The organism is Streptomyces sp. SCL15-4 (assembly GCF_033366695.1).
GTDB lineage: Bacteria > Actinomycetota > Actinomycetes > Streptomycetales > Streptomycetaceae > Streptomyces.
Genome location: NZ_JAOBTQ010000001.1, coordinates 3,421,627 through 3,447,814, shown reverse-complemented (window position 1 = coordinate 3,447,814; position 26,188 = coordinate 3,421,627). Strand labels below are relative to the sequence as shown.

The following is a 26,188-nucleotide window of genomic DNA, read 5'->3' as shown; positions in this document are numbered from 1 at the left end:
GGTCCATTCCCATGGCGGAATCCTGGGCCACTTCGGGCGTCGACCTGCACCTCGAACCGGCCCTCGCGGGGGGCCTGCGCCGGGGCCTGACGGACGCCCTGCGGGACGCGGTGCGCACCGGCCGGCTCGCTCCCGGCACCCGGCTGCCGTCCTCCCGGACCCTCGCCGCCGACCTCGGCATCGCCCGCAACACCGTCGCCGAGGCCTACGCCGACCTGGTCGCGGAGGGCTGGCTCACCGCCCGGCAGGGCTCCGGCACCCGGGTCGCGGACCGTGCGGTCGCCCCGCCGTCCGCCGCCTCCGGCCCGGGCCGCCGGGAGCCCGGCCGCCCCGCCCACAGCCTCGTCCCCGGCACCCCCGACCTCGCCGCCTTCCCGCGCGCCGAGTGGCTCAGGGCCGCCCGCCGGGCGCTGGCCACGGCCCCCTCCGACGCGCTCGGCTACGGCGACCCGCGCGGCCGGCGCGAGCTGCGCACCGCCCTCGCCGGATACCTCGCCCGGGTCCGGGGCGTGCGCGCCACCCCGGACAGCGTCGTGATCACCGCCGGCTTCTCGCACGCCCTGCGCGTCCTCGGCACGATGCTGCGCTCGCGCGGGGCGGACACGGTCGCGGTGGAGTCCTACGGCCTCGACGTCCACTGGCGCCTGCTGCGCGCGGCGGGCCTGGCCACCCCGGCGCTGCCCTACGACGCGCTCGGCACCGACCCCCGGCCGCCGGATCACGCCGGTGCGGTGCTGCTCACCCCGGCCCACCAGTTCCCGACGGGCACCCCGCTGCGTCCCGACCGGCGGGCCGGGGTCGTGGACTGGGCGCGGCGTACCGGCGGACTGGTCCTGGAGGACGACTACGACGGCGAGTTCCGCTACGACCGCCAGCCCGTCGGCGCCCTCCAGGGCCTCGACCCCGACCGGGTGGTCTACCTGGGCACCGCCAGCAAGTCCCTCGCGCCCGGGCTGCGGCTGGGCTGGATGGTGCTGCCGCCGGCCCTGGCCCGGGAGGCGGTCGAGGCCAAGGGCCATGTCGACACCCTCGGGTCGCTGGACCAGCTGACGCTGGCCGAATTCCTCACCTCCGGCGCCTACGACCGGCACGTCCGCTCCGCCCGCCTGCGCTACCGGCGCCGCCGCGACGCCCTCGCCGCGGCCGTGGCGGACCGTGCGCCGGCGGTGCGGGTGACGGGCATCGCGGCCGGGCTGCACGCGGTGCTGCGGCTCCCGCCGGGCCTGGAACAGCCGGTCGTCCAGGCCGCCGGTCTCCAGGGCCTGGCCCTGCACGGCCTGTCCTACTACCGCCACACCGAGGCGGTCGCCGACCCCTCGGACGCCCTGGTGGTCGGCTACGGCACGCCTTCGGACAGCGCGTGGACGGGCGCGTTGGAGGCCCTGTGCCGGGTACTTCCCTAAGACGCGGCGCCGGACGGCCGGAAGCCACCCCCGGGTCGGGCGCGCCCGCCCGCCTCTCTAGGCTGTCCGCCGGACATCACACTCGACGGGGGAGACACATCATGGCGCAGACCGGAAGGCAACTCCGCTCCGGCACGGTCGTCCTGGGCGGTGTGGGCCTGCTGGCCGCCGCCCTCACCGCCTGCTCGTCCGATCCGGACAAGCGCTGCGTGGACCGCGACAGTTACAACGTCTCCAAGGGCTACAAGGTCGTCTCCGACAAGAACTGCAAGACGACCACGGGGACCGGCGGCTCCTCGTCGGGCCGGAAGAGGTCCGTCAAGAAGGGCGCCAAGCGGCCGGCCGACGCCGACTGGTACTACGACGGCAAGGAGAAGAACGGCTGGGTCGACGGCGGCTCCTTCACCAAGTCCGGCGGATCGGGCGGAGGTTCGACAAGCGGCGGCTCGGGCGGCTCGTCGTACGACAACGGCAGCGGCGGGAGCCACAGCGGGGTGAGCCGCGGCGGCTTCGGCGGCGGCCACGGCAGCTCCGGCGGCTGACCGGAGCGGACGAATGGAACGCCGTACCCTGACCCCCCGCCCCGGCTGGCAGCAGACCGTCGAGTCCCAGGGTCTCGTCTACCCCCTCACCCGCCACCCCGATGGCTCCTTGCGCCCGTACTGGGACGAGAGCGCCTGCTACGTCTTCTCCCTCCAGGAGATCGAGGCGCTGGAGGAGACCGTCGAGGAACTGCACCGCATGTGCCTGGCGGCGGCGGCCCACATCGTGGCGCAGGACCGGCTCGCCGACCTCGGCATCACCGACGACCGGGTGGCCGCCGCGGTCACCGAGTCCTGGCACCGCCGGGCCGAACTGCCGTCCGTGTACGGCCGGTTCGACCTGCGCTACGACGGCACGGGGCCGGCGAAACTGCTGGAGTACAACGCCGACACGCCCACCTCGCTGGTGGAGGCGGCCTCCCCGCAGTGGTTCTGGATGGAGGAACGTTTTCCCGGCGCGGACCAGTGGAACTCCCTGCACGAACGCCTGGTGGAGGCCTGGCGCGCCCAGGCCGCGCTGCTGCCGCCCGGCGCTCCTTTGCACTTCGCGCACTCCGCCGCCGACGAACTCGGGGAGGACCTGATGACGGTCGCCTATCTGAAGGAGACGGCGGAGCAGGCCGGCCTCGCCACGGACTGGCTCGCGATGGAGGAGATCGGCTGGGACACCCTCTCCGGCCGCTTCGTCGACAACCGGCTCCGCTTCATCCGGGGCATCTTCAAGCTCTACCCCTGGGAGTGGCTCACCACCGACGCCTTCGGCGGCCACGTCCTGGACACGCTGGACAACGGCGGCGGCACCGGCAGCACCCTGTGGATCGAACCGGCCTGGAAGATGCTGCTGAGCAACAAGGCCCTGCTGGCGATCCTCTGGGAGCTGTATCCCGGCCACCCCAACCTCCTCCCCGCCTACCTCGACGGCCCCCGCGACCTGTCCGCCACCACCGGCTACGTCGCCAAGCCCCTGCTGGGCCGCGAGGGCGCGGGCATCACCGTCCACGAACCCGGCACCCCGCCGGCCCCCCGCGAGGACCCCTGCTGCTACCAGCGGCTGGCCCCCCTGCCCACCTTCGACGGCAACCACGTCGTCCTCGGCACCTGGATCGTCGCCGGCGAACCGGCGGGCCTCGGCATCCGCGAATCCACCGGCCTGATCACCGACGAGTACGCCCGCTTCCTGCCGCACGTGATCCTCTAGGACGCCGCGCCCCCGAGCAGCGTCTCCACCGCCGTACGGGCGTGGCCGGCCGGGGACGGGTCGCGGATGATGCCCGCTGTGGCCATCGCTCCCTCGGCCAGGAGACAGACCGGCTCGGCGAGCGGGAGGCCGGTGGCGCGGACCCAGGCGGCCAGTTGGCCGTGGAAGGCACGTTTGTGGGCGCGGACCTCCCGCAGGACCGCCTCGGAGGCGGTGCCGAGTTCTCCGTGGACGTTGATCCAGGCGCAGCCGCGGAAGCCGGGTTCGGCGAACCACGCGGCGAGCCAGTCGAAGACGGCCAGCACCCGTTCGCGCGGTTCCGCGACGCGCTCCACGTGCGCGGCCAGGCTCTCCCGCCAGCGCCTGTCGCGCCGCCGGAGCACGGCGACCACCAGGTCCTCCTTCGTCGCGAAGAGCCGGTAGATCCGCTTCAGGGGCAGCCCGGCGGCCTCCCGGACCCGGTCCATGCCGACCGCCTGGACGCCGTGCGCGTAGAAGAGCGTCTCGGCGGTGTCCAGCAGCGTCTCGCGGTCCAGGCGGTCGCGTTCCGCGGTGGCGGGGGCGGGCATCGGGACTCCTCGTGTCTCCTTGACGTTGAGAACGGTCGTTCTCTACCTTAGCCGCACCGATGGAGAACGATCGTTCTCAACCGCCGAGGAGACCGCCGTGCCCGAAGACCGCCCGCCCTGTCCGCCGTTCACCCCCGAGACCGCCCGGCAGAAGGTCCAGGCGGCCGAGGACGCCTGGAACACCCGCGACCCCCACCGGGTGGCCCTCGCCTACACCGAGGACTCCGTCTGGCGGAACCGGGACCACTTCCTCGCCGGCCGGGAGGAGATCGTCGCCTTCCTGACCGGGAAGTGGCGCCGCGAACTGGACTACGCGCTGCGCAAGAGCCTCTGGAGCTTCCACGAGGACCGCATCGCCGTCCGCTTCCAGTACGAGTGCCGCGACACCGACGGCCGGTGGTGGCGCTCCTACGGCAACGAACTGTGGGAGTTCGACGAGCACGGCCTGATGCGCCGCCGCGAGGCGAGCATCGACGACGTGGCCATCGAGGAATCCGACCGGCGCATTTTCGGACCCCGGCCCGCCGCCGAGCACGGCATCGACCTCCCTCTGCGCTGATCAGCCCCCGGACAGCACCGCCCGCAGCTGCTCCACCGCCCACTCCAGGTCCTCCTCGCCGATCACCAGCGGAGGCGCGAGACGGATCGTCGACCCGTGGGTCTCCTTGACCAGGACCCCACGGGCCAGCAGCCGCTCGGCGATCTCCCGCCCGGTGCCCACCGCGGGGGAGACGTCCACCCCGGCCCACAGCCCCCGCCCCCGCACCGCCGTCACCCGGCCGGTCGCCGGCAGCCCGGCCAGCATCCGGTGCAGCCGCTCGCCCAGCCGGGCCGCCCACTCCTGGTACTCACCGGTCCGCAGCATCGCGATCACCTCCAGTGCCACCGCGCAGGCCAGCGGATTCCCGCCGAACGTCGACCCGTGCTCGCCCGGCCGGAACACCCCGAGCACCGCCGCGCTCGACACCACAGCCGACACCGGCACGATCCCGCCGCCCAGCGCCTTGCCCAGCACATACGCGTCCGGCACGACCCCCTCGTGCTCGCACGCGAAGGTCCGCCCGGTCCGGCCCAGCCCGGACTGGACCTCGTCGGCGACGAAGAGGACGTTCCGCTCCCGGGTCAGCTCCCGCACCCCCGCCAGATAACCGGCCGGCGGCACGATCACCCCCGCCTCGCCCTGCACCGGCTCCAGCAGCACCGCCACCGTGTTCTCCGTCAGCGCCGCCCGCATCGCGGTCAGATCCCCGTACGGCACGATCTCGAACCCCGGGGTGTACGGCCCGAAGTCCGCCCGCGCCTCGGAGTCCGTGGAGAAGCTGATGATGGTCGTCGTACGGCCGTGGAAGTTGCCGCCCGCCACGACGATCTTCGCCATCTCCGCGGGCACCCCCTTCACCCGGTACCCCCACTTCCGGGCCACCTTGACCGCGCTCTCCACCGCCTCCGCGCCCGTGTTCACCGGCAGCACCATCTCCATCCCGCACAGCTCGGCCAGCCGGGCGCAGAACGCCGCGAGCCGGTCGTGGTGGAAGGCGCGGGAGGTCAGCGTCAGCCGCTCCAGCTGCCGCCGGGCCGCCTCGACCAGCCGCGGATGGCCGTGCCCGAAGTTGAGCGCCGAGTAACCGGCCAGCAGGTCCAGGTACCGCCGCCCCGCCACGTCCGTCACCCACGCCCCCTCACCCGTGGCGAGCACCACCGGCAGCGGATGGTAGGTGGGCGCGCAGCGCGCATCGGCGAGGGCGATGAGGTCTTCTTCGGCAGCGGTCACGGACTCTCCCGGATCGGTCCGGATACGACGATGACCTCCTTCTTAACCCCGCTCGCATGGTGGACGCGGGATCTTCCCCGCCCGGCGCGCCCGGTACGCTGAGAGCCGGGCCGTGACTGGCGCGCTGGGATGGGACGGACCATCAGGGAGCGGCCCGAGCGGTAAGAGTGCCGTGCGCCTGGGCCGAACGTGAACGCTGTACGCACACCGTCCGGAGGTCCCTGATGCCCGAGAACGCCGCCCCCCTCTCCACCGAGTCCACCGCCTTCCGCGCCGCCCTCGACGTGATCCGCGCCGTGGAGCCGCGCGTCGCCGACGCCATCGGCCAGGAGGTCGCCGACCAGCGCGGGATGCTCAAGCTGATCGCCTCGGAGAACTACGCCTCCCCGGCGACCCTGCTCGCGATGGGCAACTGGTTCAGCGACAAGTACGCCGAAGGCACCATCGGCCGCCGCTTCTACGCCGGCTGCCGCAACGTCGACACCGTCGAGGCCCTCGCCGCCGAGCACGCCCGCGAACTCTTCGGCGCCCGCCACGCCTACGTCCAGCCGCACTCCGGCATCGACGCCAACCTCGTCGCCTTCTGGGCCGTCCTCGCCGACCGCGTCGAGGTGCCCTTCCTGGAGAAGGCCGGCGCCCGCCAGATCAACGACCTCACCGACGCCGACTGGGCCGAGCTGCGCCAGGCCTTCGGCAACCAGCGCATGCTCGGCATGTCCCTGGACGCCGGCGGCCACCTCACCCACGGCTTCCGCCCGAACATCTCCGGCAAGATGTTCGACCAGCGCTCCTACGGCACCGACCCCGCCACCGGCCTGATCGACTACGACGCGCTGCGCGCCCAGGCCCGCGAGTTCAAGCCGCTGATCATCGTCGCGGGCTACTCCGCGTACCCCCGTCTGGTGAACTTCCGGATCATGCGCGAGATCGCCGACGAGGTCGGCGCCACCCTCATGGTCGACATGGCCCACTTCGCCGGCCTGGTCGCCGGCAAGGTCCTCACCGGCGACTTCGACCCGGTCCCGCACGCCCAGATCGTCACCACCACCACCCACAAGTCCCTGCGCGGCCCGCGCGGCGGCATGGTGCTGTGCGACGACTCCCTCAAGGACCAGGTGGACCGCGGCTGCCCGATGGTCCTCGGCGGCCCGCTCCCGCACGTCATGGCCGCCAAGGCCGTCGCCCTCGCCGAGGCCCGGCAGCCCGCCTTCCAGGACTACGCCCAGCGCATCGTCGACAACTCCCGCGCGCTCGCCGAGGGCCTGACGCGCCGGGGCGCCACCCTCGTCACCGGCGGCACGGACAACCACCTCAACCTGATCGACGTCGCCACCTCCTACGGCCTCACCGGCCGCCAGGCCGAGGCGGCCCTGCTCGACTCGGGCATCGTCACCAACCGCAACGCCATCCCGGCCGACCCGAACGGCGCCTGGTACACCTCCGGCATCCGCGTCGGCACCCCCGCGCTGACCACCCGCGGCCTCGGCACGGCCGAGATGGACGAGGTGGCGGCCCTGATCGACCGCGTCCTGACCACCACCGAGCCGGGCACCACCAAGTCCGGCGCCCCGTCCAAGGCGAGCCACGTCCTGGACGAGAAGGTCTCCCAGGAGATCGCCCGGCGCGCCACGGACCTGGTGGCGGGCTTCCCGCTGTACCCGCAGGTCGACCTCGGCTGAACCGTCCCGCACGAGCACGGGGAGCCGCGCGACCGACTTGCGCGGTCGGCGGTTCCCCACGCACAGAACCCCCCGCCCGCTCTGAGACAATGAGAAGCATGGCGACTGACCGACCCCGCGTGCTCTCCGGCATCCAGCCCACCGCCGGCTCGTTCCACCTCGGCAACTACCTCGGCGCCGTCCGCCAGTGGGTGGCCCTGCAGGAGTCCCACGACGCCTTCTACATGGTCGTCGACCTGCACGCGATCACGGTGCCGCAGGACCCGAAGGAACTGCGCGCCAACACCCGCCTGGCCGCGGCCCAGCTGCTGGCCGCCGGTCTGGACCCCGACCGCTGCACCCTCTTCGTGCAGAGCCACGTCCCCGAGCACGCCCAGCTGGCCTGGGTCATGAACTGCCTCACCGGCTTCGGCGAGGCGTCCCGGATGACCCAGTTCAAGGACAAGTCCGCGAAGCAGGGCGCCGACCGGGCCTCCGTCGGCCTGTTCACCTACCCGGTCCTCCAGGTCGCGGACATCCTGCTGTACCAGGCCCACGAGGTCCCCGTCGGCGAGGACCAGCGCCAGCACATCGAGCTGACCCGCGACCTCGCCGAGCGCTTCAACGGCCGCTTCGGCGACACCTTCACGATCCCCAAGCCGTACATCCTCAAGGAGACGGCGAAGATCTACGACCTCCAGGACCCGACGATCAAGATGAGCAAGTCGGCGTCCACGCCGAAGGGCCTGATCAACCTCCTGGACGAGCCGAAGACCACGGCCAAGAAGGTCAAGAGCGCGGTCACCGACACCGACACGGTGATCCGCTACGACACCGTGGAGAAGCCGGGCGTCTCCAACCTCCTGACCATCTACTCCACGCTCACCGGCAAGACCGTCGCCGAGCTGGAGCAGGAGTACGAGGGCAAGATGTACGGCGCTCTCAAGACCGATCTCGCCGAGATCATGGTCGAGTTCGTCACGCCGTTCCGCGAGCGCACCCACCAGTACCTGGACGACGCCGAGACGCTGGACTCGATCCTCGCCAAGGGCGCCGAGAAGGCCCGTGCCGTCGCCGCCGAGACCCTCGCGCAGGCGTACGACCGCGTGGGCTTCCTCCCCGCCAAGCACTGAGGCGTACGACCGCACGGGTCCGCGCGGGCAGAGCGCTGCACATCACTTCCGCCGCGCCTGCCCACGGGACACCCGTGGCCGTACAGTCGATGCCAACGGCCGGGGCGAGACGGCCGAGACGACGACAGACGCGACGACAGGAGACGACGTGGGGACCGTAACGATCGGAGTGTCGATCGCGGTCCCGGAGCCTCACGGCAGCCTGCTCCAGGAGCGGCGCGCGGGCTTCGGCGACGCCGCGGCTCACGGCATCCCCACCCACGTCACGCTGCTGCCGCCGACCGAGGTGGACGAGGCCGGCCTGCCCGCGGTCGACGCGCACCTGTCCGAGGTCGCCGCGGCGGGCCGGCCGTTCCCGATGCGGCTGTCCGGCACCGGCACCTTCCGGCCCCTGTCGCCGGTGGTCTACGTCCGCGTCGTCGAGGGAGCCGAGGCGTGCGCCCGGCTCCAGCAGGCGATCCGGGACGCGTCCGGGCCGGTGGCGCGCGAACTGCTCTTCCCGTACCACCCGCACGTCACCGTCGCGCACGGCATCGAGGAGGCGGCGATGGACCGCGCCTTCGAGGAACTGGCGGACTACGAGGCGGCGTGGCCGTGCACCGGCTTCGCGCTGTACGAACAGGGCGCCGACGCCGTCTGGCGCAAGCTGCGCGAGTACACGTTCGGCGGGCCGGTCGTACCGACCCAGCCGGGCCACGCGGACGTCTGCGCCCCGCGCGTCGCGCCGTGACGTGCTCCTGAGGGCGGCTACAGCGCGAGGCGCCTGAACAGCGCCCGGGGCGTGTGCCGTAGCGCCGTCGTCAGCAGGCGGAGGGAGCCCGGGACCCAGACCGTCTCCGCGTCGCGGCGCAGGCCCAGTTCGATGGCCGTGGCCACCGCCTCCGGGGTGGTGGCGAACGGGGTGCGCGACCGGCCCGCCGTGCCACGGGTGCGGACGAAGCCGGGGCGCACCACCATGACCCGCGCGCCCGTCCCGTACAGGGCGTCGCCGAGGCCCTGGGCGAACACGTCGAGGCCGGCCTTGCTGGAGCCGTAGATGAAGTCGGTGCGGCGGGCGCGTTCGGCGGCGGCGGAGGACAGCACGACGAGCCATCCGTGGCCCTGGGCCTGGAGCGCGCGGCCGGCGACCAGCCCCGCCGAGACGGCTCCGGTGTAGTTGGTCTGGGCGACCCGCACCGCCCGGACCGGGTCCCGTTCGTCGTGCGCCTGGTCGCCGAGGATGCCGAAGGCGAGCAGCACCAGGTCGACCGGGCCGTCGGCGAACACCTTGCCGAGAACGCCCTCGTGGGTCTCGGGAGCGAGCGCGTCGAAGGCGACGGTGTGCACGTCCGCGCCGAGCGCCCGCAGGCTCCCGGCCGCGTTCTCCAGCGCGAGCGAGGGGCGCCCCGCCAGCCACACCGTGCGGGTGCGGCGGGCGATCAGACGGCGGGCGGTGGCCAGCGCGATCTCGGACGTGCCGCCGAGGACGAGCAGGGACCGGGGCAGTTCGGTGGCATCCTTCATGACAGATGACCGTATCGCTCCCATATGACCGTTCCGGCGAAGAAACGCGGTGTTGGCATCCCCGCGCAGCGGGCAGAGTCGGATCATGGACTGGCTGAAGAAGCTGCCCGGCATCGGGCCGGTCGTCACCCGGCTGACGATCACCCACGCGTGGCGGTGCTACGAGCGACTGGACCGGGTGAAGTGGACCCGGCTGGCCGCCGCCATGACGTTCGTCAGCTTCGTGGCGCTGTTCCCGCTGCTGACCGTGGCCGCCGCGGTCACCGCCGGCACGCTCAGCCCGGCCCGCCAGAAGACCGTGGAGCAGCGGATCGCCGACCAGTTCCCGGGCCTGTCCGACCAGTTGGACCTCAGCTCCCTGGTGGACAACGCGGGCACCGTCGGGGTCATCGCGGGCGCGGTGCTGCTGTTCACGGGCATCGGCTGGGTCGGCCAGGTGCGGGACTGCCTGCGCGCGGTCTGGGAGTTGCCGGACCAGGACGAGAACCCGGTCCTGACCAAGGTCAAGGACACCGTCGTCCTGCTCGGCCTCGGCGGCGCGCTGCTGGTCACGCTCGCCGCGTCCACCCTCGCCTCCGCCGCCGTCGGCCTGCTCTCCCGGCAGTTCGGCCTGGACGAGCACGGCTGGGGCAGCGCGCTGCTTCAGGTCGCCGCCTTCGTCGTCGCCGTGCTCGCCGACTTCCTGGTCCTGCTCTACGTCCTGACCCTGCTGCCCGGGGTCGAGCCGCCGCGCCGCCGCCTGCTGATCGCCGCCCTCCTCGGCGCGGTCGGCTTCGAACTGCTGAAACTGCTGCTCAGCGGCTATGTCCAGGGTGTGGCCGCGAAGAGCATGTACGGCGCGTTCGGGGTGCCCGTGGCCCTGCTGCTGTGGATCAACTTCACCGCGAAGATCGTGCTGTTCTGTGCCTCCTGGACGGCGACGGAGAGCAAGGAGACCGAGGTCGCCGAGGTCGCCGAGGTCAGGGACGGGACCGGCGGCGCATCAGGTCCGGCAGCGGCCACCGGCGGTTGACCAGGAACACTCCGCCGCCGAGCAGCGCCAGCAGCCCGGCCGCGACGGCCAGCGCGATCCCGACGCCGCTGGAGCCGGAACCGGCGGGGGCGCTCGCCACGGCCTTCGCCCCCGGTCCGCCGGCCGTGCCGGACGACTGCTGCGGACCCGCCCCGGGGGAGGCGGCGGCGTCCGGCCCGGCGGAGGCCGCCGCGGCGCTCCTCGGCGGCACCAGCTCGCCGACCGCGTTCACCTTGCCCACCGCCTGGAAACCCCAGTCGAACAGCCTCGCGGTCTCCTTGTAGACCTCGTTGTGCTCGTGCTTCTCCGGGTTCATCACCGTCACCAGCAGCACCTTGCCGCCACGCTCGGCGACCCCGGTGAAGGTGGCGCCCGCGTGGGTGGTGTTGCCGTTCTTCACGCCCGCGATGCCCTGGTAGACCGGAACGTCGCTGTCGCCGCTCAGCAGCCGGTTGGTGTTGCGCAGCTCGGTCGAGCCGATCTTGGCGCTGACCGTCGAGCAGTAGTCCCGGAAGTCCTTCTTCTGCAGGCCCGAGCGGGCGAACAGCGTCAGGTCGTACGCAGAGGAGACCTGGCCCGGCGCGTCGTAGCCGTCGGGCGAGACCACCCGGGTGTCCAGCGCCTGGAGTTCCTCGGCGTGCTCCTGCATGTCCTCGACGGTCTGCCCCACCCCGCCGTTCATCGCGGACAGCACGTGCACGGCGTCGTTGCCCGACTTCAGGAACACCCCGAGCCACAGATCGCGCACGGAGTAGGTGACGCCCTCCTTTATCCCCGCCACGCTGGAGCCGGCGCCCACGCCCTTGAGGTCGGCCGGCGTCACCTTGTAACGGGTGTCCTTGGGGAACCGGGGCAGCACGGTGTCCGCGAACAGCATCTTCAGCGTGCTGGCCGGGGGCAGCGCCCAGTGCGCGTTGTGCGCGGCCAGGACCTGGCCCGACTCGGCGTCGGAGACGATCCAGGAGCGGGCGGTCACATCCTTGGGCAGCACCGGGACGCCGGGCGCGAGGTTCACCTGCGTGCCGGGCATGCCGAGCCGGGCGCCGCCGAGGGTGGACATCTGCGCCGGGGGCGTGACCGTCGGGGTGGCCGTGGGGGCCGGCGCGGCCAGGGCGGCGGGCGCGGTGACGGACAGGGACAGCACGGTGGCGGAGGCGACCAGCAGGGACCGCCGCCCACCCCCGGCACGGAGCCGGACACCGGACGGCGATACTGGACTCATGAAGCTCAGCCGCCCTGTCTCCTGGTTCCTGCTCGCCTTCGGGGTGTGGAGCTGGGTCATCTGGGTCACTTTCGTCAAGAATCTCGTCAAGGACGGCAGCGGTCTGGCCTTCGACGACGGTCACCCGACCGCGTACTTCTGGGTGCACCTGCTGCTCGCAGTCGTTTCCTTCGTATTGGGGACGGTCATCGGGGTCATCGGGTTGCGCGGCGTGCGCGCACTGCGCCGCAACTCATAGCGGACGCACGCGGAAAACCCCCGTGCCCGAGGGAGGACACGGGGGTTTTCGGGCTGGGACGGGTCCGCTCAGTCGGCCTTCCTCTGTCCGGCCCTGATGATCTGCTCCACGTCGAGGGTGACCTCGGCACCGACCGAGTCGGGCAGCGTGACCTTCTCACCCGGGGCGTGCACGCGGTGGCTGGTGTACTCGCTGCCGTCGGGCTCGGTGAGCACGTGGAGGCGCTGGTGCTTGCGGTCGACCACCACATAGACCGGGACCTTGACCTCGGCGTACGCGCCGACCTTGGTCTTCAGGTCGTCGCGCCAGTTGTTGGAGGTGACCTCCAGGACGAGGCGGAAGCAGACCGGGTCGTAGGCGTTGTTTTCGATGAAGTGGTCGTCGATGTCGGCGTCCACGACCACGAGATCGGGGATGCAGTAGTCCTCGGCGCCGGTGGGGAGCTTGATCGCGACGCTCTGGAGGACCTCGGTCTCGCCGTCATCGAGGCCCGCGGCGATGAAGGGCCGCATGAGCTTGGTCAGAGCGCGGGCGTGCGGGGCATCCGGTGAAGGGGTCACGAGGAGATGGCCTCCGATGATCTCGACGCGGTAGCCCGGATGGCGCTCCATGATCTCGTCGGCGATGGCCGTGAGGGAGAACGGCTCGTCGGCGTCGAAGGGCTGCTCGACGGATGCAGCGGACATCGCGTGCCTCCTAGGGGCTGGTGTCGAGAGCATCATCGTAGGCAGTTCCCCGGCCACGTGTCCCGTTCCCGCGCCTTCACCCGAAAGTGATCACCCGCCGCTCTCCCGGTCCCCGCGCCCCGGGTCCGGCAGGACCCTCGTCATCCCCGGCAGGAAGTCCGTGAACAGCTCGTGGACCTCCATGACCAGCGGCCGCAGCACCCGGAAGCGGGCCAGGGCCACCCCGCGCGCGGTCAGCCGGGCCCCGCGCCGCGCCAGCCGGTAGCTGCGCTCACGGTTCTCCGTGCGGTCGAAGATCCAGTACAGCACCAGGCCCATCTGCGAGAGCCACATCAATTCCGGCAGGACGTCCCGCAGTTCCGGCGCCACCTTGGACCTCGAACCGGCCAGCACCTCCCGGTGCACGCTGATGGCCTGCTCGCGCGCGTGCTCGCTCTCCGGTGAGAAGGGGCTGAGCGGGCTGTCGGGGTCGGCGGCGTTCTTGAAGAACTGGACCGCGAACTCGTGGTACGGCCGGGCGATGTCCAGCCACGCGGTCAGCACCCCGGCGAGCCGCTCCTCCAGGTCGGTCTCCCGCTCCAGCACCGACCGGACCACCGCCTGGTGCTCGGCGGCGATCCGGTCGTAGAAGCCCTGGATCAGGTGTTCCTTGCCCTCGAAGTAGTAGTAGGCGTTGCCGACGGAGACCCCGGCCTCCTTGGCGATGGCCCGCATGGTCGTCTTGTCGTAGCCCCGCTCCTGGAACAACCGCATCGCGGTCTCCAGGATCAGCGCGCGGGTCTGCTCGGACTTGCTGCTCTGGGGACCGGCCGCCTCGGGGCCGTCGTTCTTCACGGGCACGGTAGGAGAGCCTAACGACCGGCCGGGGCGGTCCCCGCGCGGGACGGCGGGACGCGGGCCCGTGCCGTGCGGTGGGACCGGCCCTCGGCCCGCCGCTCAGGCGCGGCGGGCCAGGGAGGGACGCTTGGTGTAGTCCGTGAAGCCCAGGACGTTGCCCCAGGGATCGGCGATCTCCACGGTCCAGCCGGTGGCGCCCTGGCCGATCTCGTCCAGCGGCGGGATCCCGGCGGCGGCCAGCTCCCGCGCCGCGACCCGCGCGTCCGGCACCTCCAGCCAGACCCGCGGCGAGGGCCAGTGCGGCGACCGGTGTCCCAGCCCCTCCTCGGCGCGCAACAGGATGCCGGGCGTCTCCGCGCCGACCCTCAGCACCGCGATCCCGGCCTCGTCCAGCCGGAAGCCCACGGTGAACCCGGCCCGCTCGTAGAAGGCGACGGCCTCGCCGAGGTCGCCGACGGGGAGCAGCACGTTGTCGAACCCGAGCAGTTCGTACGACTCTTCGTCTGACATGTCGTCACATTAGGTTCCCGGACCCCGGGAATCGAGGAGCCCCACCGGGAGGGACTTCGGTGGGGCTCGGCGAAGGCGGCTCGCGGCGCGTGCGCGAGGGCCCCGCTCCTGTACGGAGCGGGGCCCTCGGCGGTGCCTCGGCAGGTCAGTAGCGGCGCGTGATCAGGGCGCGCTTCACTTCCTGGATGGCCTTCGTGACCTCGATACCGCGCGGGCAGGCGTCCGTGCAGTTGAAGGTCGTGCGGCAGCGCCACACGCCATCGCGGTCGTTCAGGATCTCCAGGCGCTGCTCGCCCGCCTCGTCACGGCTGTCGAAGATGAAGCGGTGCGCGTTCACGATCGCGGCCGGACCGAAGTACTGGCCGTCGTTCCAGAACACCGGGCAGGAGGAGGTGCAGGCGGCGCAGAGGATGCACTTCGTCGTGTCGTCGAAGCGCTCGCGGTCCTCGGCGGACTGCAGGCGCTCACGGGTCGGCTCGTTCGTCTCCTTGGTGACCAGGAACGGCATGACGTCCCGGTACGCCTGGAAGAACGGCTCCATGTCGACGACCAGGTCCTTCAGGACCGTCAGGCCCTTGATGGGCTCGACCGTGATCGGCTTCTCGGGGTTGATGTCCTTGATCAGCGTCTTGCAGGCAAGGCGGTTCTTGCCGTTGATCCGCATCGCGTCCGAGCCGCAGATGCCGTGCGCGCACGAGCGGCGGAAGGTGAGGCTGCCGTCGATGTCCCACTTGATCTTGTGCAGACCGTCGAGGACCCGCTCCTTGGGGTCGATCTCCAGCTGGAAGTCTTCCCAGGTGGCCTCGGCCGAGACCTCCGGGTTGAACCGGCGGACGCGGAAGGTGACCGTGATGTAGGGGGAGTCGGCGAAGCCGGGCTCGGGCCGGCCGGCCGCGTCCGCCTTGTCCAGAACAGGGGTAGCCATCAGTACTTACGCTCCATCGGCTGGTAGCGGGTCTGGACGACCGGCTTGTAGTCGAGACGGACGGTTTCCGAGCCGTCGGCGCCGACCTCGCGGTACGCCATGGTGTGGCGCATGAAGTTGACGTCGTCGCGGTTCGGGTAGTCCTCGCGGTAGTGACCGCCGCGGGACTCCTTGCGGGCGAGGGCCGAGACGGCCATGACCTCGGCCAGGTCGAGCAGGTTGCCCAGCTCGATCGCCTCAAGGAGGTCCGTGTTGAAACGCTTGCCCTTGTCCTGGATCGCCACGTTCTTGTAGCGCTCCTTCAGCTCGGCGATCTTCTCGACCGCCGTCTTGATCGTCTGCTCGGTGCGGAACACCATGACGTTGGCGTCCATGGTCTCCTGCAGCTCGCGGCGCAGGGTCGCCACCCGCTCGTTGCCGGTGGAGGTGCGCAGCCGCTCGATCTGCCCGACGACGAAGGACTCCGGGTTCTCCGGCAGCTCGACGTAGTCGGCCTTGGCCGAGTACTCGGCGGCGGCGATGCCCGCGCGGCGGCCGAAGACGTTGATGTCCAGCAGCGAGTTGGTGCCGAGGCGGTTGGCGCCGTGCACGGAGACGCAGGCGACCTCGCCGGCCGCGTACAGACCCGGGACGACGGTGGTGTTGTCCGCCAGGACCTCACCCTCGACGTTCGTCGGGATGCCGCCCATCGCGTAGTGCGCGGTCGGCTGGATCGGGATCGGGTCCGTGTACGGCTCGATGCCGAGGTAGGTCCGCGCGAACTCGGTGATGTCCGGGAGCTTGGCGTCCAGCTGCTCCGGCGGCAGGTGGGTCAGGTCCAGGTACACGTGGTCGCCCTCGGGACCGCAGCCGCGGCCCTCGCGGATCTCCGTGTAGATGGAGCGGGACACGACGTCACGGGACGCCAGGTCCTTCATGACGGGAGCGTACTTCTCCATGAAGCGCTCGCCGTCCTTGTTGCGCAGGATGCCGCCCTCGCCGCGCGCGCCCTCGGTGAGCAGGATGCCCATGCGCCAGATGCCGGTCGGGTGGAACTGGAAGAACTCCATGTCCTCCAGCGGGATCCCGCGCCGGTAGACCGCCGCCTGGCCGTCACCGGTGAGGGTGTGGGCGTTCGACGTCACCTTGAAGAACTTGCCGGTGCCGCCGGAGGCGTAGATCACGGCCTTCGCCTGGAAGACGTGGATCTCGCCGGTGGCCAGCTCGTACGCCACCACGCCGGCGGACCGCTTGACGCCGTCGACCTCGGTGATCAGCTGGTCCAGGACGTAGAACTCGTTGAAGAACTCCACGCCCTCCTTGACGCAGTTCTGGTACAGCGTCTGGAGGATCATGTGGCCGGTGCGGTCCGCGGCGTAGCAGGACCGGCGGACCGGGGCCTCGCCGTGGTTGCGGGAGTGGCCGCCGAAGCGGCGCTGGTCGATGGTGCCGTTCGGGGTCCGGTTGAACGGCAGGCCCATCTTCTCCAGGTCGAGGACGGCGTCGATGGCCTCCTTCGCCAGGATCTCGGCGGCGTCCTGGTCGACCAGGTAGTCACCGCCCTTGACCGTGTCGAAGGTGTGCCACTCCCAGTTGTCCTCCTCCACGTTGGCCAGCGCGGCGGCCATGCCGCCCTGCGCGGCGCCCGTGTGGGAGCGGGTGGGGTAGAGCTTGGTCAGGACCGCGGTGCGGCTGCGCTTCGTCGCCTCGATGGCGGCGCGCATGCCCGCGCCGCCGGCGCCGACGATGACGGTGTCGTACTTGTGGATCTTCATGATTCTCGCAGCCCCGTGCCTAGCGGATGTTCGGGTCGAAGGTGAAGATCACCAGCGTGCCCAGCAGGATGGTGAACACCGTGGCGGTGTAGAGCAGAGCCTTCAGCCACAGCCGGCTGGCCGGCCGCTCGGCGTAGTCGTTGATGACCGTGCGCAGGCCGTTGGCGCCGTGCAGCATCGCCAGCCACAGCATGACCAGGTCCCACACCTGCCAGAACGGGGACGCCCAGCGGCCCGCCACGAAGGCGAAACCGATCTTGGAGACGCCGCCGTCCAGCACCAGCTGGATCAGCAGGTGGCCGAGGACGAGGACGACCAGCACGATGCCGGACAGGCGCATGAACAGCCACGCCGCCAGCTCGAAGTTGCCCCGCGTCGACTTCGGGGTCTTCTTGGTGCGCTTGCGCGGGGCCTCGATCAGCGGGGCCGGATGATCGACGGTGTAGACGGGGGCGCCCTCGACGGGGCCCACTCCGGAGGCCGTGGTTTCAGTCGTGGACATCGGCGTCAGCTCCCAAAGAGGACTCGGTAGGCGTGGCCGAGAACCGGGTAGATCGCCCCGAGCATCAGGACGATCCAGACGATCATCACGGTCCAGAACATCTGCTTCTGGTAGCGCGGGCCCTTCGACCAGAAGTCGACGGCGATGACACGCAGGCCGTTGAGCGCGTGGAAGAGGATGGCGGCGACGAGGCCGTACTCCAGCAGCGCGACGATCGGCGTCTTGTACGTGGCTACGACCTTGTCGTAGTCCTCGGGGGAGACACGCACGAGAGCGGTGTCCAGCACATGAACGAACAGGAAGAAGAAAATGAGGACGCCGGTGACTCGGTGAGCCACCCAGGACCACATTCCTTCCCGGCCGCGGTACAGCGTTCCAGCCGGCACGGAAGAACCCTCCGGGAGCGGGGACTAGGGCCGCGCCGGCTTCACTGTCGGTCGGGCCCGGCCGGGTACGGTCCACCGGCCCTCTGCATGGTATCCACGTGCCGCCGTGCCGCTTACAGGGGGCCTACCTTGTGTGATCTATTTGGCACGCGGTTGGGCTAGCGAGGGCGGGTGCCGGGCCGCCGCCGCCCGCTATTTGCCGGATGCGGGTGCGTTTGGGCTGGTCGTGCGGGCCGCCGTGCCGCTGAGCAGGAGCCGCAGCCGTCCCCGTGCCAGGCGCCGGAGTTCCTCCGCCGCCGTCACCCGTTCCTCCTCGGGATCGTTCGCCAATCGTGATCGGATGGCTTCGAGGATGCGGTCGAGCCCCTCGTCCGGCGGCACGTCGCCCAGGTAGATGACGAACGCGTGGCCGAACCGGGCCTCGTAGGCCGCGTGGGCCGCGCTCCAGGCCATGTGGGCCGCCGAGTAGATGCCCTCCGGCAGCTCGGGCAGGGACTCGCCGGCCAGGGCCTGCGACAGGTCGGCCGGGGAGAGGTCGTACGCCGCCTCGTCGGCCGCGGCCAGCAGGGCGTCCAGGTCGGGGTACGGGCGGTGCGCGGTGAGCCGGTCCGACCAGCGCGGGCTGTGCAGACAGTGCAGGAGCAGAGCGCGGGCCTCGCCGGCGGCGGCGGTGTTGAAGGCGTCGAGCGGCTTGGGGAGGGAGGGCAGGGGATGGGCGGGCAGCGTGGGTCCTCGCGTCACAGGGGGTGCGGCAGGGGATTGTGTGAAGGATGTGAGTGTCGTCAGGTTATCGAGAGTGGTCATACGGTGTCCGAGCGATAACCGAATTTCACTCGAACGGCAGAGTTTCGCGTCGTCCGGCTGACCGCTGATCCGGGGAGCGGTCGTACGTTGGCAGGGTGACCCAGCACAGGCGCAGGCGCCGGGACCCGGCGCGACAGGTGGCACGGAAGCGGGCGGTGACGGCCGTCGTCTTCGCCGGGACGGTCGCGCTCGGCACGGGCGTCGGCGTGTGGGCCTCGGCCGACGGCGGCGGGCCCAGGGCGCACACCGCCCGGCAGTCCTCGTCCGGCGAAGCGGCCGGCACCCGGACCGGCCCCACGGCATCGGACAGCCCGTCGGCGGCTCCGAGCCCGAGCCCGAGCCCGAGCAGGACGTATCCCCTCTCCCGGGCGCCGCGCACGATCCCCGCGGTCCGCTCCCACACCCCGGCGCGCGGCCCCGGCTGGCGCCCCGCGCCCGGTGCGCGGGTGGTGGTGGCCGACCCGGCGCTCGCCGACGAGGGACGGCTCATAGCCGGGGAGCTGGGGCTGGCGTACGCGGGGGAGAGGAACGACGCGCGGGCCGGTGACGTCCGGCTCTCGCTCGGCGGAAGCGGGAACCAGGAGTCGTACACCCTGACCGTCCGGGGCGGGCGGGTCGACATCAGCGGGCCCGGCGAGGCCGGTGTCTTCTACGGCACGCGCACCCTGAAGCAGGCGATCCGCGGCGGCGGTACGGCACCGGAGGGTGTCGTGCGCGACCGGCCGGCCAAGCCGGTGCGCGGGTTCATGCTGGACATCGCGCGCAAACCGTTCACCGCGGCCTGGATCGAGGACCGGATACGCGAGCTGGGGGACTTGAAGTTCAACGAGCTGGGCCTGCACTTCTCCGACGACCAGGCCTTCCGCATCGAGTCCTCCGGCCACCCCGAGATCGTCTCCGCCGACCACCTGACCAAGGCGCAGGTCAAGGAGATCGTGGCGCTCGCGAACAGCCGGCACATCACCGTCGTGCCCGAGATCGACTCTCCGGGACACCTGGGCGCGGTCCTCGCCGCCCATCCCGACCTGGTGCTGCGCAACGCGAACGGCGTGGTGATACGCGGTGCGATCGACATCTCCAAGGACGCCTCGGCCAGGCTCGTCGACGACCTGCTGAACGAGTACGCCGACCTGTTCACCGGCGGCCGGTGGCACCTGGGCGGGGACGAGTACCAGGCGCTGACCGCGCGGGACCCGCAGGCGTCGTATCCGCAGCTGGCCGCCGCCGCACGGCGCGCGTACGGGCCCGGCGGGACCGTCGCCGACCTCACCACCGGCTGGCTCGACCGGCGCGCCGCCACCGTCCGCGCCCACGGCAAGACCGTGCGGGCCTGGAACGACGGCTTCTTCCGGGGCACCTCCGTGCGGCCCGACCCGAAGCTCCAGGTGGCCTACTGGACCGGCAAGGAGATCGGCGCCCGGCCCCCGGCCGAGTACCTGAGCGCCGGCCGCCAGGTGCTCAACTACAACGACGAGTTCCTCTACTACGTGCTCGGCCAGCCGCAGACCTTCGTCTACCCGACCGGACGGCGGATCTACGAGCAGTGGACGCCGCGGGTGCTGCGCGGCACCACCGCCGTGCCCGCCCGCTACGACGGGCAGATCCTCGGCGGGTCGTTCGCGGTGTGGTGCGACTTCCCGCACGCGCAGACCGAGGCCCAGGTCGCCGCCGGGATCCGGATGCCGCTGCGGGCCACCGCGCAGAAGCTGTGGGACCCGGGCAGCCCCGCGCTGTCCTGGACGGAGTTCCGGAAACTGGCGGACCGGCTGGGCTGAGAACCCGGTGGACGCGCGGCGGCGTCCGCCCGTGGGTTCCGGTGGCACCGGCGCGTACGTCACGGACGTACGCGCCGGCGCCACCGGCTGGGACGCCTGTGCGCCCTGGGGCGCGCGGACCGGGCACGCGCTGGTCAACGCCTGCGTGGGCGCTGTGGCTCGTCGGCCTCTTCGCGGCCCGGGCCGCGACCGGTGAGTCCCGGCACGCCGAGACGGCGGACGAACCGCACGAGGCCGTGCGGACGATGCTGATCTGTGACGCGCTCGACATCGTGGCCGCCGTCCTCGCCCTCGCGGTGGTGCTCCGCCTGCCCCGGATGCAGGAGCACAAGGTCCGCTCCGGCGAGGTGCCCTTCCCGGCGCCGGTGCCTGGCTGAAAACCCGCCACTGTGACACTCCCGCGCCATGGCACGCAGTAAGGGGAAACGCGGGCTCCGTACCGGTCGGTGCCCTGGCGAGGGAGGCTTTCCATGGGCCTGGTGGAACTGATCGCGCAGGCCGACGAACGCGCACTGGCCGCCGGCGGGCTGGCTTGTCTTGATCGGTGCCTTCCGCTGCTCGGCGGCGATGACGAGGTACTGCGTCCGCTGTGGGCGAGCCTCGCCGACGGCTCCGACTGGGCCGGGGACCTCGCCCGGGCCCGCGCGGCGCTCGGCGCCGGGCGGCCCGCCGGCGGCGAGGCCGCGCTGCTCGTCCACCGCATGCTGGAGTCCGCGCCGGCCGAGCGCGGCGCCGGCGCGGTACGGCCCTGGGCCGACGCCTGCTCGGCCGCCTCGCTGCGCGTCCACCGGCTGCTGGACCCGGCGGCCGGAGACGAGCCGCCCCCGGCGGCTCCGGCCGGCCGGACGCGGCGGACACCGCCGGCCTGCCGCCGCTCGTCGCCGCCGAGCTGCGCCGCCAGACCACCGTCCTGGAACTGCTCGCCGGACACGGCGCGCAGGGACTGCGCCGGGCGCTGGAGGTGTCGGCGGAGGGCCGCCGGGTGCTGCGCGCCGTGGTCTCGCGCCGGGCGCGCGGCACGGCGGGAGCGGGCCTGTGACCTTCGTGCGGTGGACGTGGGGCGGACCTGCGGCGGTTGGCGGAACGTTTGGCGAAACGCGGCGGAACCCCGTGACGCAACCCCGCCCCGGCTCGCTCTTCCCTATGTGACAGCCCACGTGACAGCCCAAGTGACAGCTCATCCGACGGCCCGGTACGACACGGCACGGCAGGAGACCAGGCCGCACGCCGCGGTGAAACCCGCGCGCTGGGCGGCGGACGCGGTGGCGACGATGCGCGAGGGCGCCCGGATGCGGCTCGACTACTCGGCGCAGAGCCTGTGGCGGGTGGACCGGATGATCGAGGAGATACGCCGGGAGCGACCGCCGTACGCCGCCGTCCGCGACGTCCTGCGCGGCTTCGGCGCCTACGCCGGCGAGGTGATCGTCCGCCAGGCCGGCGCCGAGTGGTGGGCGACGGGCGGCGAGCACTGGGTGCGCACGCCGGACGGCCGGCTGTGGGACCCCATCGACGAGGCCCGCCGCTGCTACGGCGGCCACGGCTCGCTCCGGCTGCTGTGCCGGGACGCGACCGCACCCGCCTGAGGCCGGCCGGGCCGGGCGCCGTCCGGCTGTGACACTTCCGCCGGGACCGGCGCTGATGATCGTGAAGGGCGACCGACACGGCCGGAGCGTGTCGCACCGTGAGGCAGGCGCCACGCAGTGGCCAGGAACTCGGCACGAACGAGGACGGTCTTGGGCCAGGGAGGGGTACCCCGCCGCCCGCAGCCGCGGGACGGGGAGCTGGGCGCGGCCGTCGCGCGGGCCCAGGACGGTGACGAGACCGCCTTCGCGGTGGCCTACCGCATCGTGCACCCGGGACTGCTGGGTTATCTGCGGGGCCTGGTCGGCGAGGAGGCGGAGGACGTCGCCTCCGAGGCCTGGCTGGAGATAGCCCGGGACCTCGGCCGGTTCCGGGGCGACGGGGCCGGTTTCCGCGGCTGGACCGCGACCATCGCCCGGCACCGCGCGCTGGACCACCTGCGCCGGCAGCGGTCCCGGCCCCGGCCCGCGCCGCTGGAGCAGGACGCCCTGGACCTGCCCGGCCGGCACAGCACCCACGACCAGGCCCTGGAGGCGCTGTCCACCGCACGGGCGCTGGAGCTGGTGCGCGCGCTGCCCCGGGACCAGGCCGAGGCGGTGCTGCTGCGGGTGGTCGTCGGACTCGACGGCCCGGCCGCCGCCCGCGTCCTCGGCAAACGTCCCGGCGCCGTGCGCACGGCCGCCTACCGGGGCCTGCGCCGCCTGGCCCGCGGGCTCGCCGCCGACGGCCCGCGGGACACCGGGCGCGGGTACGGGCCGGAGGACGGGGACGGGCATGGCTGAACGGCACGGCGGTCGTGGCCGCGCGGACGTGCCGGCCGGGCTGGAGAGGCGGTTCGGCGCCGTACTGCGCGCGGAAGGCGTCGACCCGGAGGCCGAGCGCACCGCGGTGGCCGCCTTCCGGGCCGCCCGCGACGCCGGCGCGCACGACACCCGGACCCGCGCGCGCGACGACTGGCGCCGGAGCAGGTAGACCGCGGAGAGGCGAACGGCCGGGGCCGCCACCCCCCACAGGAGAGGCCCCGGCCGTCGCGCGGACGGGCCGAACACGGCCCGTACTTCCTTCAGCGCCGTGCGTGCCGTTTGTGTCACACCCGGCCACATCACCTCCTCACCGTGCGCACACGGCCACTCGGTCACGAGTCAGTTGCATCTTCTATGGACATGGACGAGCTGCCCTTTCACGCCGTAACGTGCCTTTCGCGCCGACCGGAGACAGGCGTAAAGGGAGTACGGTGCTCGGGGACGACGCGGAGCTGACCGCCGCGGTGCGCGCGGCGCAGGGCGGGGACGAGACCGCGTTCCGCACGATGTACCGCGCGGTGCATCCCCGGCTGCTCGGATACGTCCGCACCCTCGTCGGCGACCCGGACGCCGAGGACGTCGCCTCCGAGGCGTGGCTCCAGATAGCCCGCGACCTCGACCGCTTCAGCGGCGACGCGGACCGGTTCCGCGGCTGGGCCGCCCGGATCGCCCGCAACCGCGCCCTGGACCACATCCGCATGCGCGGCCGGCGGCCCGCCATAGGCGGCGACGAGACCGAGCTGACCGGCCGGCCCGCCGAGTCCGACACCGCCGGCGAGGCCATCGAGGCCCTGTCCACCGACCGCACCCTGTCCCTGATCGCCCGGCTTCCGCAGGACCAGGCCGAGGCGGTCGTCCTGCGCGTGGTGGTCGGCCTGGACGCCAAGACCGCCGCCGAGACGCTCGGCAAACGCGCGGGAGCCGTCCGCACCGCCGCGCACCGCGGCCTGAAACGGCTCGCCGAGCTGATCGGCGCGGATCCGGAATCGGCCGGCGGACTCGACGCCCTCCCGCCACAGCGAGAACCGCGCCGCGGCGCGGTGACGTCCGCAACTGTGACGCATACGCGTGCGCGGACGCAGAAGGACATGTGATGGCCGACGAGCAGGACAAGTGGCTGGACCGTGAGACGGCGGAACGTCTGCTGCGCGGCGAGTCGCTGGAAGCCGTCGACCCCTGCGCCCGTGACCAGGCCGAACGCCTCTCCCGGGCGCTCGGCGCGCTGTCCGCCGAGGCGGCCCCGGCCACCGGTGAACTCCCCGGCGAGCAGAGCGCCCTGGCCGCGTTCCGCAAGGCCCGCGAGGCCGCCGAGGCGGAACGCACCGCCGCCGCGCACGCCCCCTCCGCCGCCCGCGCGCCCGCGTCCGGCACCGACGCCGGTCCGATCCGCATCGCCGGCCCGGCCCGTACCGGAATCCCGGCCCGGCGCCCGCGCCGGGCCCGCCCGGCGCGGCTGGCATTCGCCGCCGTGCTGGCCGTCGGCACCCTCGGCGGGGTCGCCGTGGCCGCGGGCAGCGGAGTACTGCCCACGCCGTTCGGCGACGACCATCCCCGTCCCGCCGCCTCCGTCACCGCCGGTACGACCACCGGACAGCCGCTCGCCTCCCCGGTCCCGCCGGCCACCGTGACGGGCCCCGGCGCCCCGGATACCGAGGGCACACCGGACGGCCGGCCGGAAGAGAGCGGCGGCACGGGCCGGCCGGACGACGGCCCCGGCCCGAGCACCGCGCCCGGCTCCGGCACCCGCTCCACGCCGTCCTCCGGCACCGGATGGCTCCGCCCCGCCGACGCCTGCCGCGCCCTGCGGGACGGCAAGGGCCTGGACGCCGGCCGCAGACGCGCCCTGGAACACCTGGCGGGCGGTCCCGGCCGGACGACGCGCTACTGCGAGGTCCTGCTGACCGCCGGCGGCCACGTGCCCGGCTCCGCGAACGGCCGGAGCGAGGACGCCGGCAAGGCGGACGGGAGCAAGAAGGACGGGGCCAAGAAGGGCGGAACCAAGGAGGACAAGGGCGGGAAAGGCGACCAAGGCGGCAAGGGTGACGCGGGCGGCAAGGGTGGCGGCCAAGGCGGCGACGGCGCCGCCCGTCGCGGCCACGGCGTAGGGCACCGCGGCGCCGCCGTGCCCGGCCCCGGTCCCTCCGCCGGCGCCCCGCGTCCCGGCGGACCGGAGGGGAAACGGCCGGACCCCGCGCCGAGCCCCACTTCCACCGCGCTCCGCACGGCACCGTCCGCACGCGCCTGACCTGCGGTTTTGCAAGCCGTAGAAAATTTTTCCGTGCAGGTGTGACGTTTTCGCAGTCCGTGACGCAGTACTGAGTGAGCCGACTGGTCATCGGCCGTCGCACGGAGCCGGGGTTCCCCCCGTACCCAAGGCTCCTGCACCTGGCGCGGGCGGGACACGTTCCCCCGGTCCCGCCCGCGCCCCGCAGCCTCACCGGGACACGACGACCTTGTCGCCGACCTTCACCTGGGCGAACAGCCGCGCGATCCCCGCCTCGTCCCGCACGTTGACGCAGCCGTGCGAACCGCCCGCGTAGCCGCGCGCCGCGAAGTCGGCGGAGTAGTGCACCGCCTGGCCGCCGCTGAAGAACATCGCGTACGGCATCGCGGAGTGGTAGAGCGTCGACACATGGTGCCGTGACTTCCAGTAGACCTTGAACACACCTTCCCGGGTGGGCGTGTACTGCGTGCCGAACCGGACGGACAGCGTGTCGACCGTGCGCCCGTCGATCATCCAGCGCAGCGTCCGGCTGGTCTTGTCGATGCACAGCACCCGGCCGGTCCGGCAGCGCGCGTCGGGCGCGGCGGCCGGCTGACCGCTCCTCACATACAGCTCCTGGCGGGTCGGCTGGTGCGTCATGGCGAGCAGCCGCTGCCAGGTGACGGTGTCCAGCCTCCCGGTCGGCGGCAGCCCGCGCTTGTTCTGGAAGCCCATGACGGCCCGCTCGGTCTGCGGGCCGTACGTCCCCGTCGGCCCGGCGGACAGCCAGGCCACCTGGCGCAGCCGCGCCTGGAGTTCCCGCACGGCCGGCCCGCTGTCCCCGCGCGCCCACAGCACGCGGGCCGGGGGCGCGGGCGGTGCCTTGGGCGCGGGGGTGGCCCGGGCGGCGCGGGGGACGGGTGCGGGCGTGGTGGCCCGCGGGGCCGGTGCGGCGGGTCTGGTGCCCGCCATCCCGGTGGGCGCGGGAGCGGGGCCGGAGGGCAGCTCGACGCGCACCGGCTGGCCGCGCTTGCCGTCGGGGCTCTGCGGCTGCACCGTGCAGCCGCACAGGGCGGCGAGCGCGGTGACGGCGGCGGCCGACGCGAACAGGGTGGCGGGTCTCCCCGTAATCCTCATGCCGGGGATGTTCCCCGCGGAACCGGCCGCCGAACG

General features: G+C 72.7%; 29 protein-coding genes, 1 pseudogene and 1 riboswitch. Of the genes and pseudogenes, 17 read left to right on the top strand and 13 right to left on the bottom strand.

Annotated elements, in window-relative coordinates; genetic code table 11:
* Window positions 1-11 precede the first annotated feature (11 nt).
* The 3 genes from SCK26_RS14805 (at window position 12) to SCK26_RS14795 (ending at window position 3,143) form a co-directional block, all read left to right on the top strand.
* Entirely contained in the window at window positions 12-1,403 is a 1,392-nt protein-coding gene (locus tag SCK26_RS14805) for a PLP-dependent aminotransferase family protein (protein ID WP_318201790.1), read from the top strand.
* 101 nt (window positions 1,404-1,504) lie between these two features.
* Complete coding sequence (locus SCK26_RS14800) at window positions 1,505-1,945, top strand: hypothetical protein (protein WP_318201789.1); 441 nt, start codon at window positions 1,505-1,507, stop codon at window positions 1,943-1,945.
* A 13-nt stretch (window positions 1,946-1,958) separates the two neighbouring features.
* A complete protein-coding gene (locus tag SCK26_RS14795; protein ID WP_318201788.1) occupies window positions 1,959-3,143 on the top strand; it encodes a glutathionylspermidine synthase family protein in 1,185 nt (394 codons plus the stop codon).
* On the opposite strand, the gene SCK26_RS14790 is transcribed toward SCK26_RS14795, so the two are convergent.
* Window positions 3,140-3,712: a TetR/AcrR family transcriptional regulator gene (locus SCK26_RS14790; RefSeq protein WP_318201787.1), complete on the bottom strand. Its 573-nt coding sequence runs from the start codon at window positions 3,710-3,712 to the stop codon at window positions 3,140-3,142. The two genes, SCK26_RS14795 and SCK26_RS14790, sit on opposite strands and share 4 nt — an antisense overlap.
* 97 nt (window positions 3,713-3,809) lie before the next feature.
* On the opposite strand from SCK26_RS14790, the gene SCK26_RS14785 reads away from it, so the two are divergent.
* Window positions 3,810-4,271 (top strand): nuclear transport factor 2 family protein, encoded by a 462-nt coding sequence (locus SCK26_RS14785; RefSeq protein ID WP_318201786.1) that lies wholly within the window; start codon window positions 3,810-3,812, stop codon window positions 4,269-4,271.
* Here SCK26_RS14785 and rocD read toward each other — a convergent pair whose 3' ends face one another.
* On the bottom strand, window positions 4,272-5,483 hold the full coding sequence (gene rocD / locus SCK26_RS14780) for an ornithine--oxo-acid transaminase (protein WP_318201785.1): 1,212 nt from the start codon (window positions 5,481-5,483) through the stop codon (window positions 4,272-4,274).
* Between the two features lie 102 nt (window positions 5,484-5,585).
* A riboswitch (ZMP/ZTP riboswitch) is annotated at window positions 5,586-5,674 on the top strand.
* A 33-nt stretch (window positions 5,675-5,707) separates the two neighbouring features.
* Between rocD and SCK26_RS14775 the strand changes: the two genes are divergently transcribed.
* The 3 genes from SCK26_RS14775 (at window position 5,708) to SCK26_RS14765 (ending at window position 9,004) form a co-directional block, all read left to right on the top strand.
* Window positions 5,708-7,162 (top strand): glycine hydroxymethyltransferase, encoded by a 1,455-nt coding sequence (locus SCK26_RS14775; RefSeq protein WP_318201784.1) that lies wholly within the window; start codon window positions 5,708-5,710, stop codon window positions 7,160-7,162.
* Between the two features lie 98 nt (window positions 7,163-7,260).
* The gene (gene trpS / locus SCK26_RS14770; protein ID WP_318201783.1) at window positions 7,261-8,274 is read left to right on the top strand and encodes a tryptophan--tRNA ligase; all 1,014 of its coding nucleotides are present in this window, start codon (window positions 7,261-7,263) and stop codon (window positions 8,272-8,274) included.
* 148 nt (window positions 8,275-8,422) lie between these two features.
* Entirely contained in the window at window positions 8,423-9,004 is a 582-nt protein-coding gene (locus SCK26_RS14765; RefSeq protein ID WP_318201782.1) for a 2'-5' RNA ligase family protein, read from the top strand.
* 17 nt (window positions 9,005-9,021) lie between these two features.
* Here SCK26_RS14765 and SCK26_RS14760 read toward each other — a convergent pair whose 3' ends face one another.
* The gene (locus SCK26_RS14760) at window positions 9,022-9,777 is read right to left on the bottom strand and encodes an SDR family NAD(P)-dependent oxidoreductase (protein WP_318201781.1); all 756 of its coding nucleotides are present in this window, start codon (window positions 9,775-9,777) and stop codon (window positions 9,022-9,024) included.
* Between the two features lie 85 nt (window positions 9,778-9,862).
* On the opposite strand from SCK26_RS14760, the gene SCK26_RS14755 reads away from it, so the two are divergent.
* Window positions 9,863-10,789 carry a YihY/virulence factor BrkB family protein gene (locus tag SCK26_RS14755; RefSeq protein WP_318201780.1) on the top strand — a complete coding sequence of 309 codons (927 nt, stop codon included), beginning with the start codon at window positions 9,863-9,865 and terminating at the stop codon, window positions 10,787-10,789.
* Here SCK26_RS14755 and SCK26_RS14750 read toward each other — a convergent pair.
* Entirely contained in the window at window positions 10,737-12,011 is a 1,275-nt protein-coding gene (locus tag SCK26_RS14750) for a D-alanyl-D-alanine carboxypeptidase family protein (protein ID WP_412080744.1), read from the bottom strand. The two genes, SCK26_RS14755 and SCK26_RS14750, sit on opposite strands and share 53 nt — an antisense overlap.
* Between SCK26_RS14750 and SCK26_RS14745 the strand changes: the two genes are divergently transcribed.
* Window positions 12,010-12,249: an SCO4848 family membrane protein gene (locus SCK26_RS14745; protein WP_030600834.1), complete on the top strand. Its 240-nt coding sequence runs from the start codon at window positions 12,010-12,012 to the stop codon at window positions 12,247-12,249. The genes SCK26_RS14750 and SCK26_RS14745 overlap by 2 nt on opposite strands.
* A 68-nt stretch (window positions 12,250-12,317) precedes the next feature.
* On the opposite strand, the gene SCK26_RS14740 is transcribed toward SCK26_RS14745, so the two are convergent.
* The 8 genes from SCK26_RS14740 to SCK26_RS14705 all read right to left on the bottom strand — a co-directional run bounded on the left by SCK26_RS14740 (window position 12,318) and on the right by SCK26_RS14705 (window position 18,590).
* Window positions 12,318-12,935 (bottom strand): Uma2 family endonuclease, encoded by a 618-nt coding sequence (locus SCK26_RS14740; RefSeq protein WP_318201778.1) that lies wholly within the window; start codon window positions 12,933-12,935, stop codon window positions 12,318-12,320.
* Window positions 12,936-13,025: 90 nt separating this feature from the next.
* Window positions 13,026-13,775 (bottom strand): TetR/AcrR family transcriptional regulator, encoded by a 750-nt coding sequence (locus SCK26_RS14735; RefSeq protein WP_318201777.1) that lies wholly within the window; start codon window positions 13,773-13,775, stop codon window positions 13,026-13,028.
* 96 nt (window positions 13,776-13,871) lie between these two features.
* Window positions 13,872-14,282, bottom strand: a complete 411-nt coding sequence (locus SCK26_RS14730; RefSeq protein WP_318201776.1) for a VOC family protein — start codon at window positions 14,280-14,282, stop codon at window positions 13,872-13,874.
* A gap of 145 nt (window positions 14,283-14,427) precedes the next feature.
* Window positions 14,428-15,207, bottom strand: a complete 780-nt coding sequence (locus SCK26_RS14725; RefSeq protein ID WP_318201775.1) for a succinate dehydrogenase iron-sulfur subunit — start codon at window positions 15,205-15,207, stop codon at window positions 14,428-14,430.
* The gene (gene sdhA, locus SCK26_RS14720; RefSeq protein WP_318201774.1) at window positions 15,207-16,961 is read right to left on the bottom strand and encodes a succinate dehydrogenase flavoprotein subunit; all 1,755 of its coding nucleotides are present in this window, start codon (window positions 16,959-16,961) and stop codon (window positions 15,207-15,209) included. Before sdhA ends, SCK26_RS14725 begins: the two co-directional genes overlap by 1 nt.
* A 19-nt stretch (window positions 16,962-16,980) precedes the next feature.
* Window positions 16,981-17,463 (bottom strand): succinate dehydrogenase hydrophobic membrane anchor subunit, encoded by a 483-nt coding sequence (locus SCK26_RS14715; protein ID WP_318201773.1) that lies wholly within the window; start codon window positions 17,461-17,463, stop codon window positions 16,981-16,983.
* A gap of 5 nt (window positions 17,464-17,468) precedes the next feature.
* Complete coding sequence (gene sdhC / locus SCK26_RS14710; protein WP_318201772.1) at window positions 17,469-17,849, bottom strand: succinate dehydrogenase, cytochrome b556 subunit; 381 nt, start codon at window positions 17,847-17,849, stop codon at window positions 17,469-17,471.
* Between the two features lie 192 nt (window positions 17,850-18,041).
* Window positions 18,042-18,590 (bottom strand): 2-oxo-4-hydroxy-4-carboxy-5-ureidoimidazoline decarboxylase, encoded by a 549-nt coding sequence (locus SCK26_RS14705; protein ID WP_318201771.1) that lies wholly within the window; start codon window positions 18,588-18,590, stop codon window positions 18,042-18,044.
* A 158-nt stretch (window positions 18,591-18,748) separates the two neighbouring features.
* Here SCK26_RS14705 and SCK26_RS14700 point away from each other — a divergent pair, with 158 nt between their 5' ends.
* The 8 genes and pseudogenes from SCK26_RS14700 to SCK26_RS14665 all read left to right on the top strand — a co-directional run bounded on the left by SCK26_RS14700 (window position 18,749) and on the right by SCK26_RS14665 (window position 25,057).
* Complete coding sequence (locus tag SCK26_RS14700) at window positions 18,749-20,428, top strand: beta-N-acetylhexosaminidase (protein WP_412080743.1); 1,680 nt, start codon at window positions 18,749-18,751, stop codon at window positions 20,426-20,428.
* Between the two features lie 98 nt (window positions 20,429-20,526).
* A complete protein-coding gene (locus tag SCK26_RS14695; RefSeq protein ID WP_318201770.1) occupies window positions 20,527-20,805 on the top strand; it encodes a DUF4328 domain-containing protein in 279 nt (92 codons plus the stop codon).
* Between the two features lie 93 nt (window positions 20,806-20,898).
* Window positions 20,899-21,467: pseudogene (locus SCK26_RS14690) on the top strand (hypothetical protein).
* A 232-nt stretch (window positions 21,468-21,699) separates the two neighbouring features.
* Window positions 21,700-22,011 carry a hypothetical protein gene (locus tag SCK26_RS14685; RefSeq protein ID WP_412080850.1) on the top strand — a complete coding sequence of 104 codons (312 nt, stop codon included), beginning with the start codon at window positions 21,700-21,702 and terminating at the stop codon, window positions 22,009-22,011.
* Window positions 22,012-22,161: 150 nt separating this feature from the next.
* Window positions 22,162-22,791, top strand: a complete 630-nt coding sequence (locus SCK26_RS14680) for an RNA polymerase sigma factor (RefSeq protein WP_318201768.1) — start codon at window positions 22,162-22,164, stop codon at window positions 22,789-22,791.
* Window positions 22,784-22,981 (top strand): hypothetical protein, encoded by a 198-nt coding sequence (locus tag SCK26_RS14675; protein WP_318201767.1) that lies wholly within the window; start codon window positions 22,784-22,786, stop codon window positions 22,979-22,981. Before SCK26_RS14680 ends, SCK26_RS14675 begins: the two co-directional genes overlap by 8 nt.
* Window positions 22,982-23,243: 262 nt before the next feature.
* Window positions 23,244-23,906, top strand: a complete 663-nt coding sequence (locus SCK26_RS14670; protein ID WP_318201766.1) for an RNA polymerase sigma factor — start codon at window positions 23,244-23,246, stop codon at window positions 23,904-23,906.
* Window positions 23,906-25,057 (top strand): hypothetical protein, encoded by a 1,152-nt coding sequence (locus tag SCK26_RS14665; RefSeq protein WP_318201765.1) that lies wholly within the window; start codon window positions 23,906-23,908, stop codon window positions 25,055-25,057. The genes SCK26_RS14670 and SCK26_RS14665 overlap by 1 nt, the downstream gene beginning before the upstream one ends.
* Window positions 25,058-25,246: 189 nt before the next feature.
* Here the strand turns inward: SCK26_RS14665 and SCK26_RS14660 are convergent, their stop codons facing one another.
* Complete coding sequence (locus SCK26_RS14660; protein WP_318201764.1) at window positions 25,247-26,152, bottom strand: L,D-transpeptidase family protein; 906 nt, start codon at window positions 26,150-26,152, stop codon at window positions 25,247-25,249.
* Window positions 26,153-26,188: the final 36 nt, after the last annotated feature.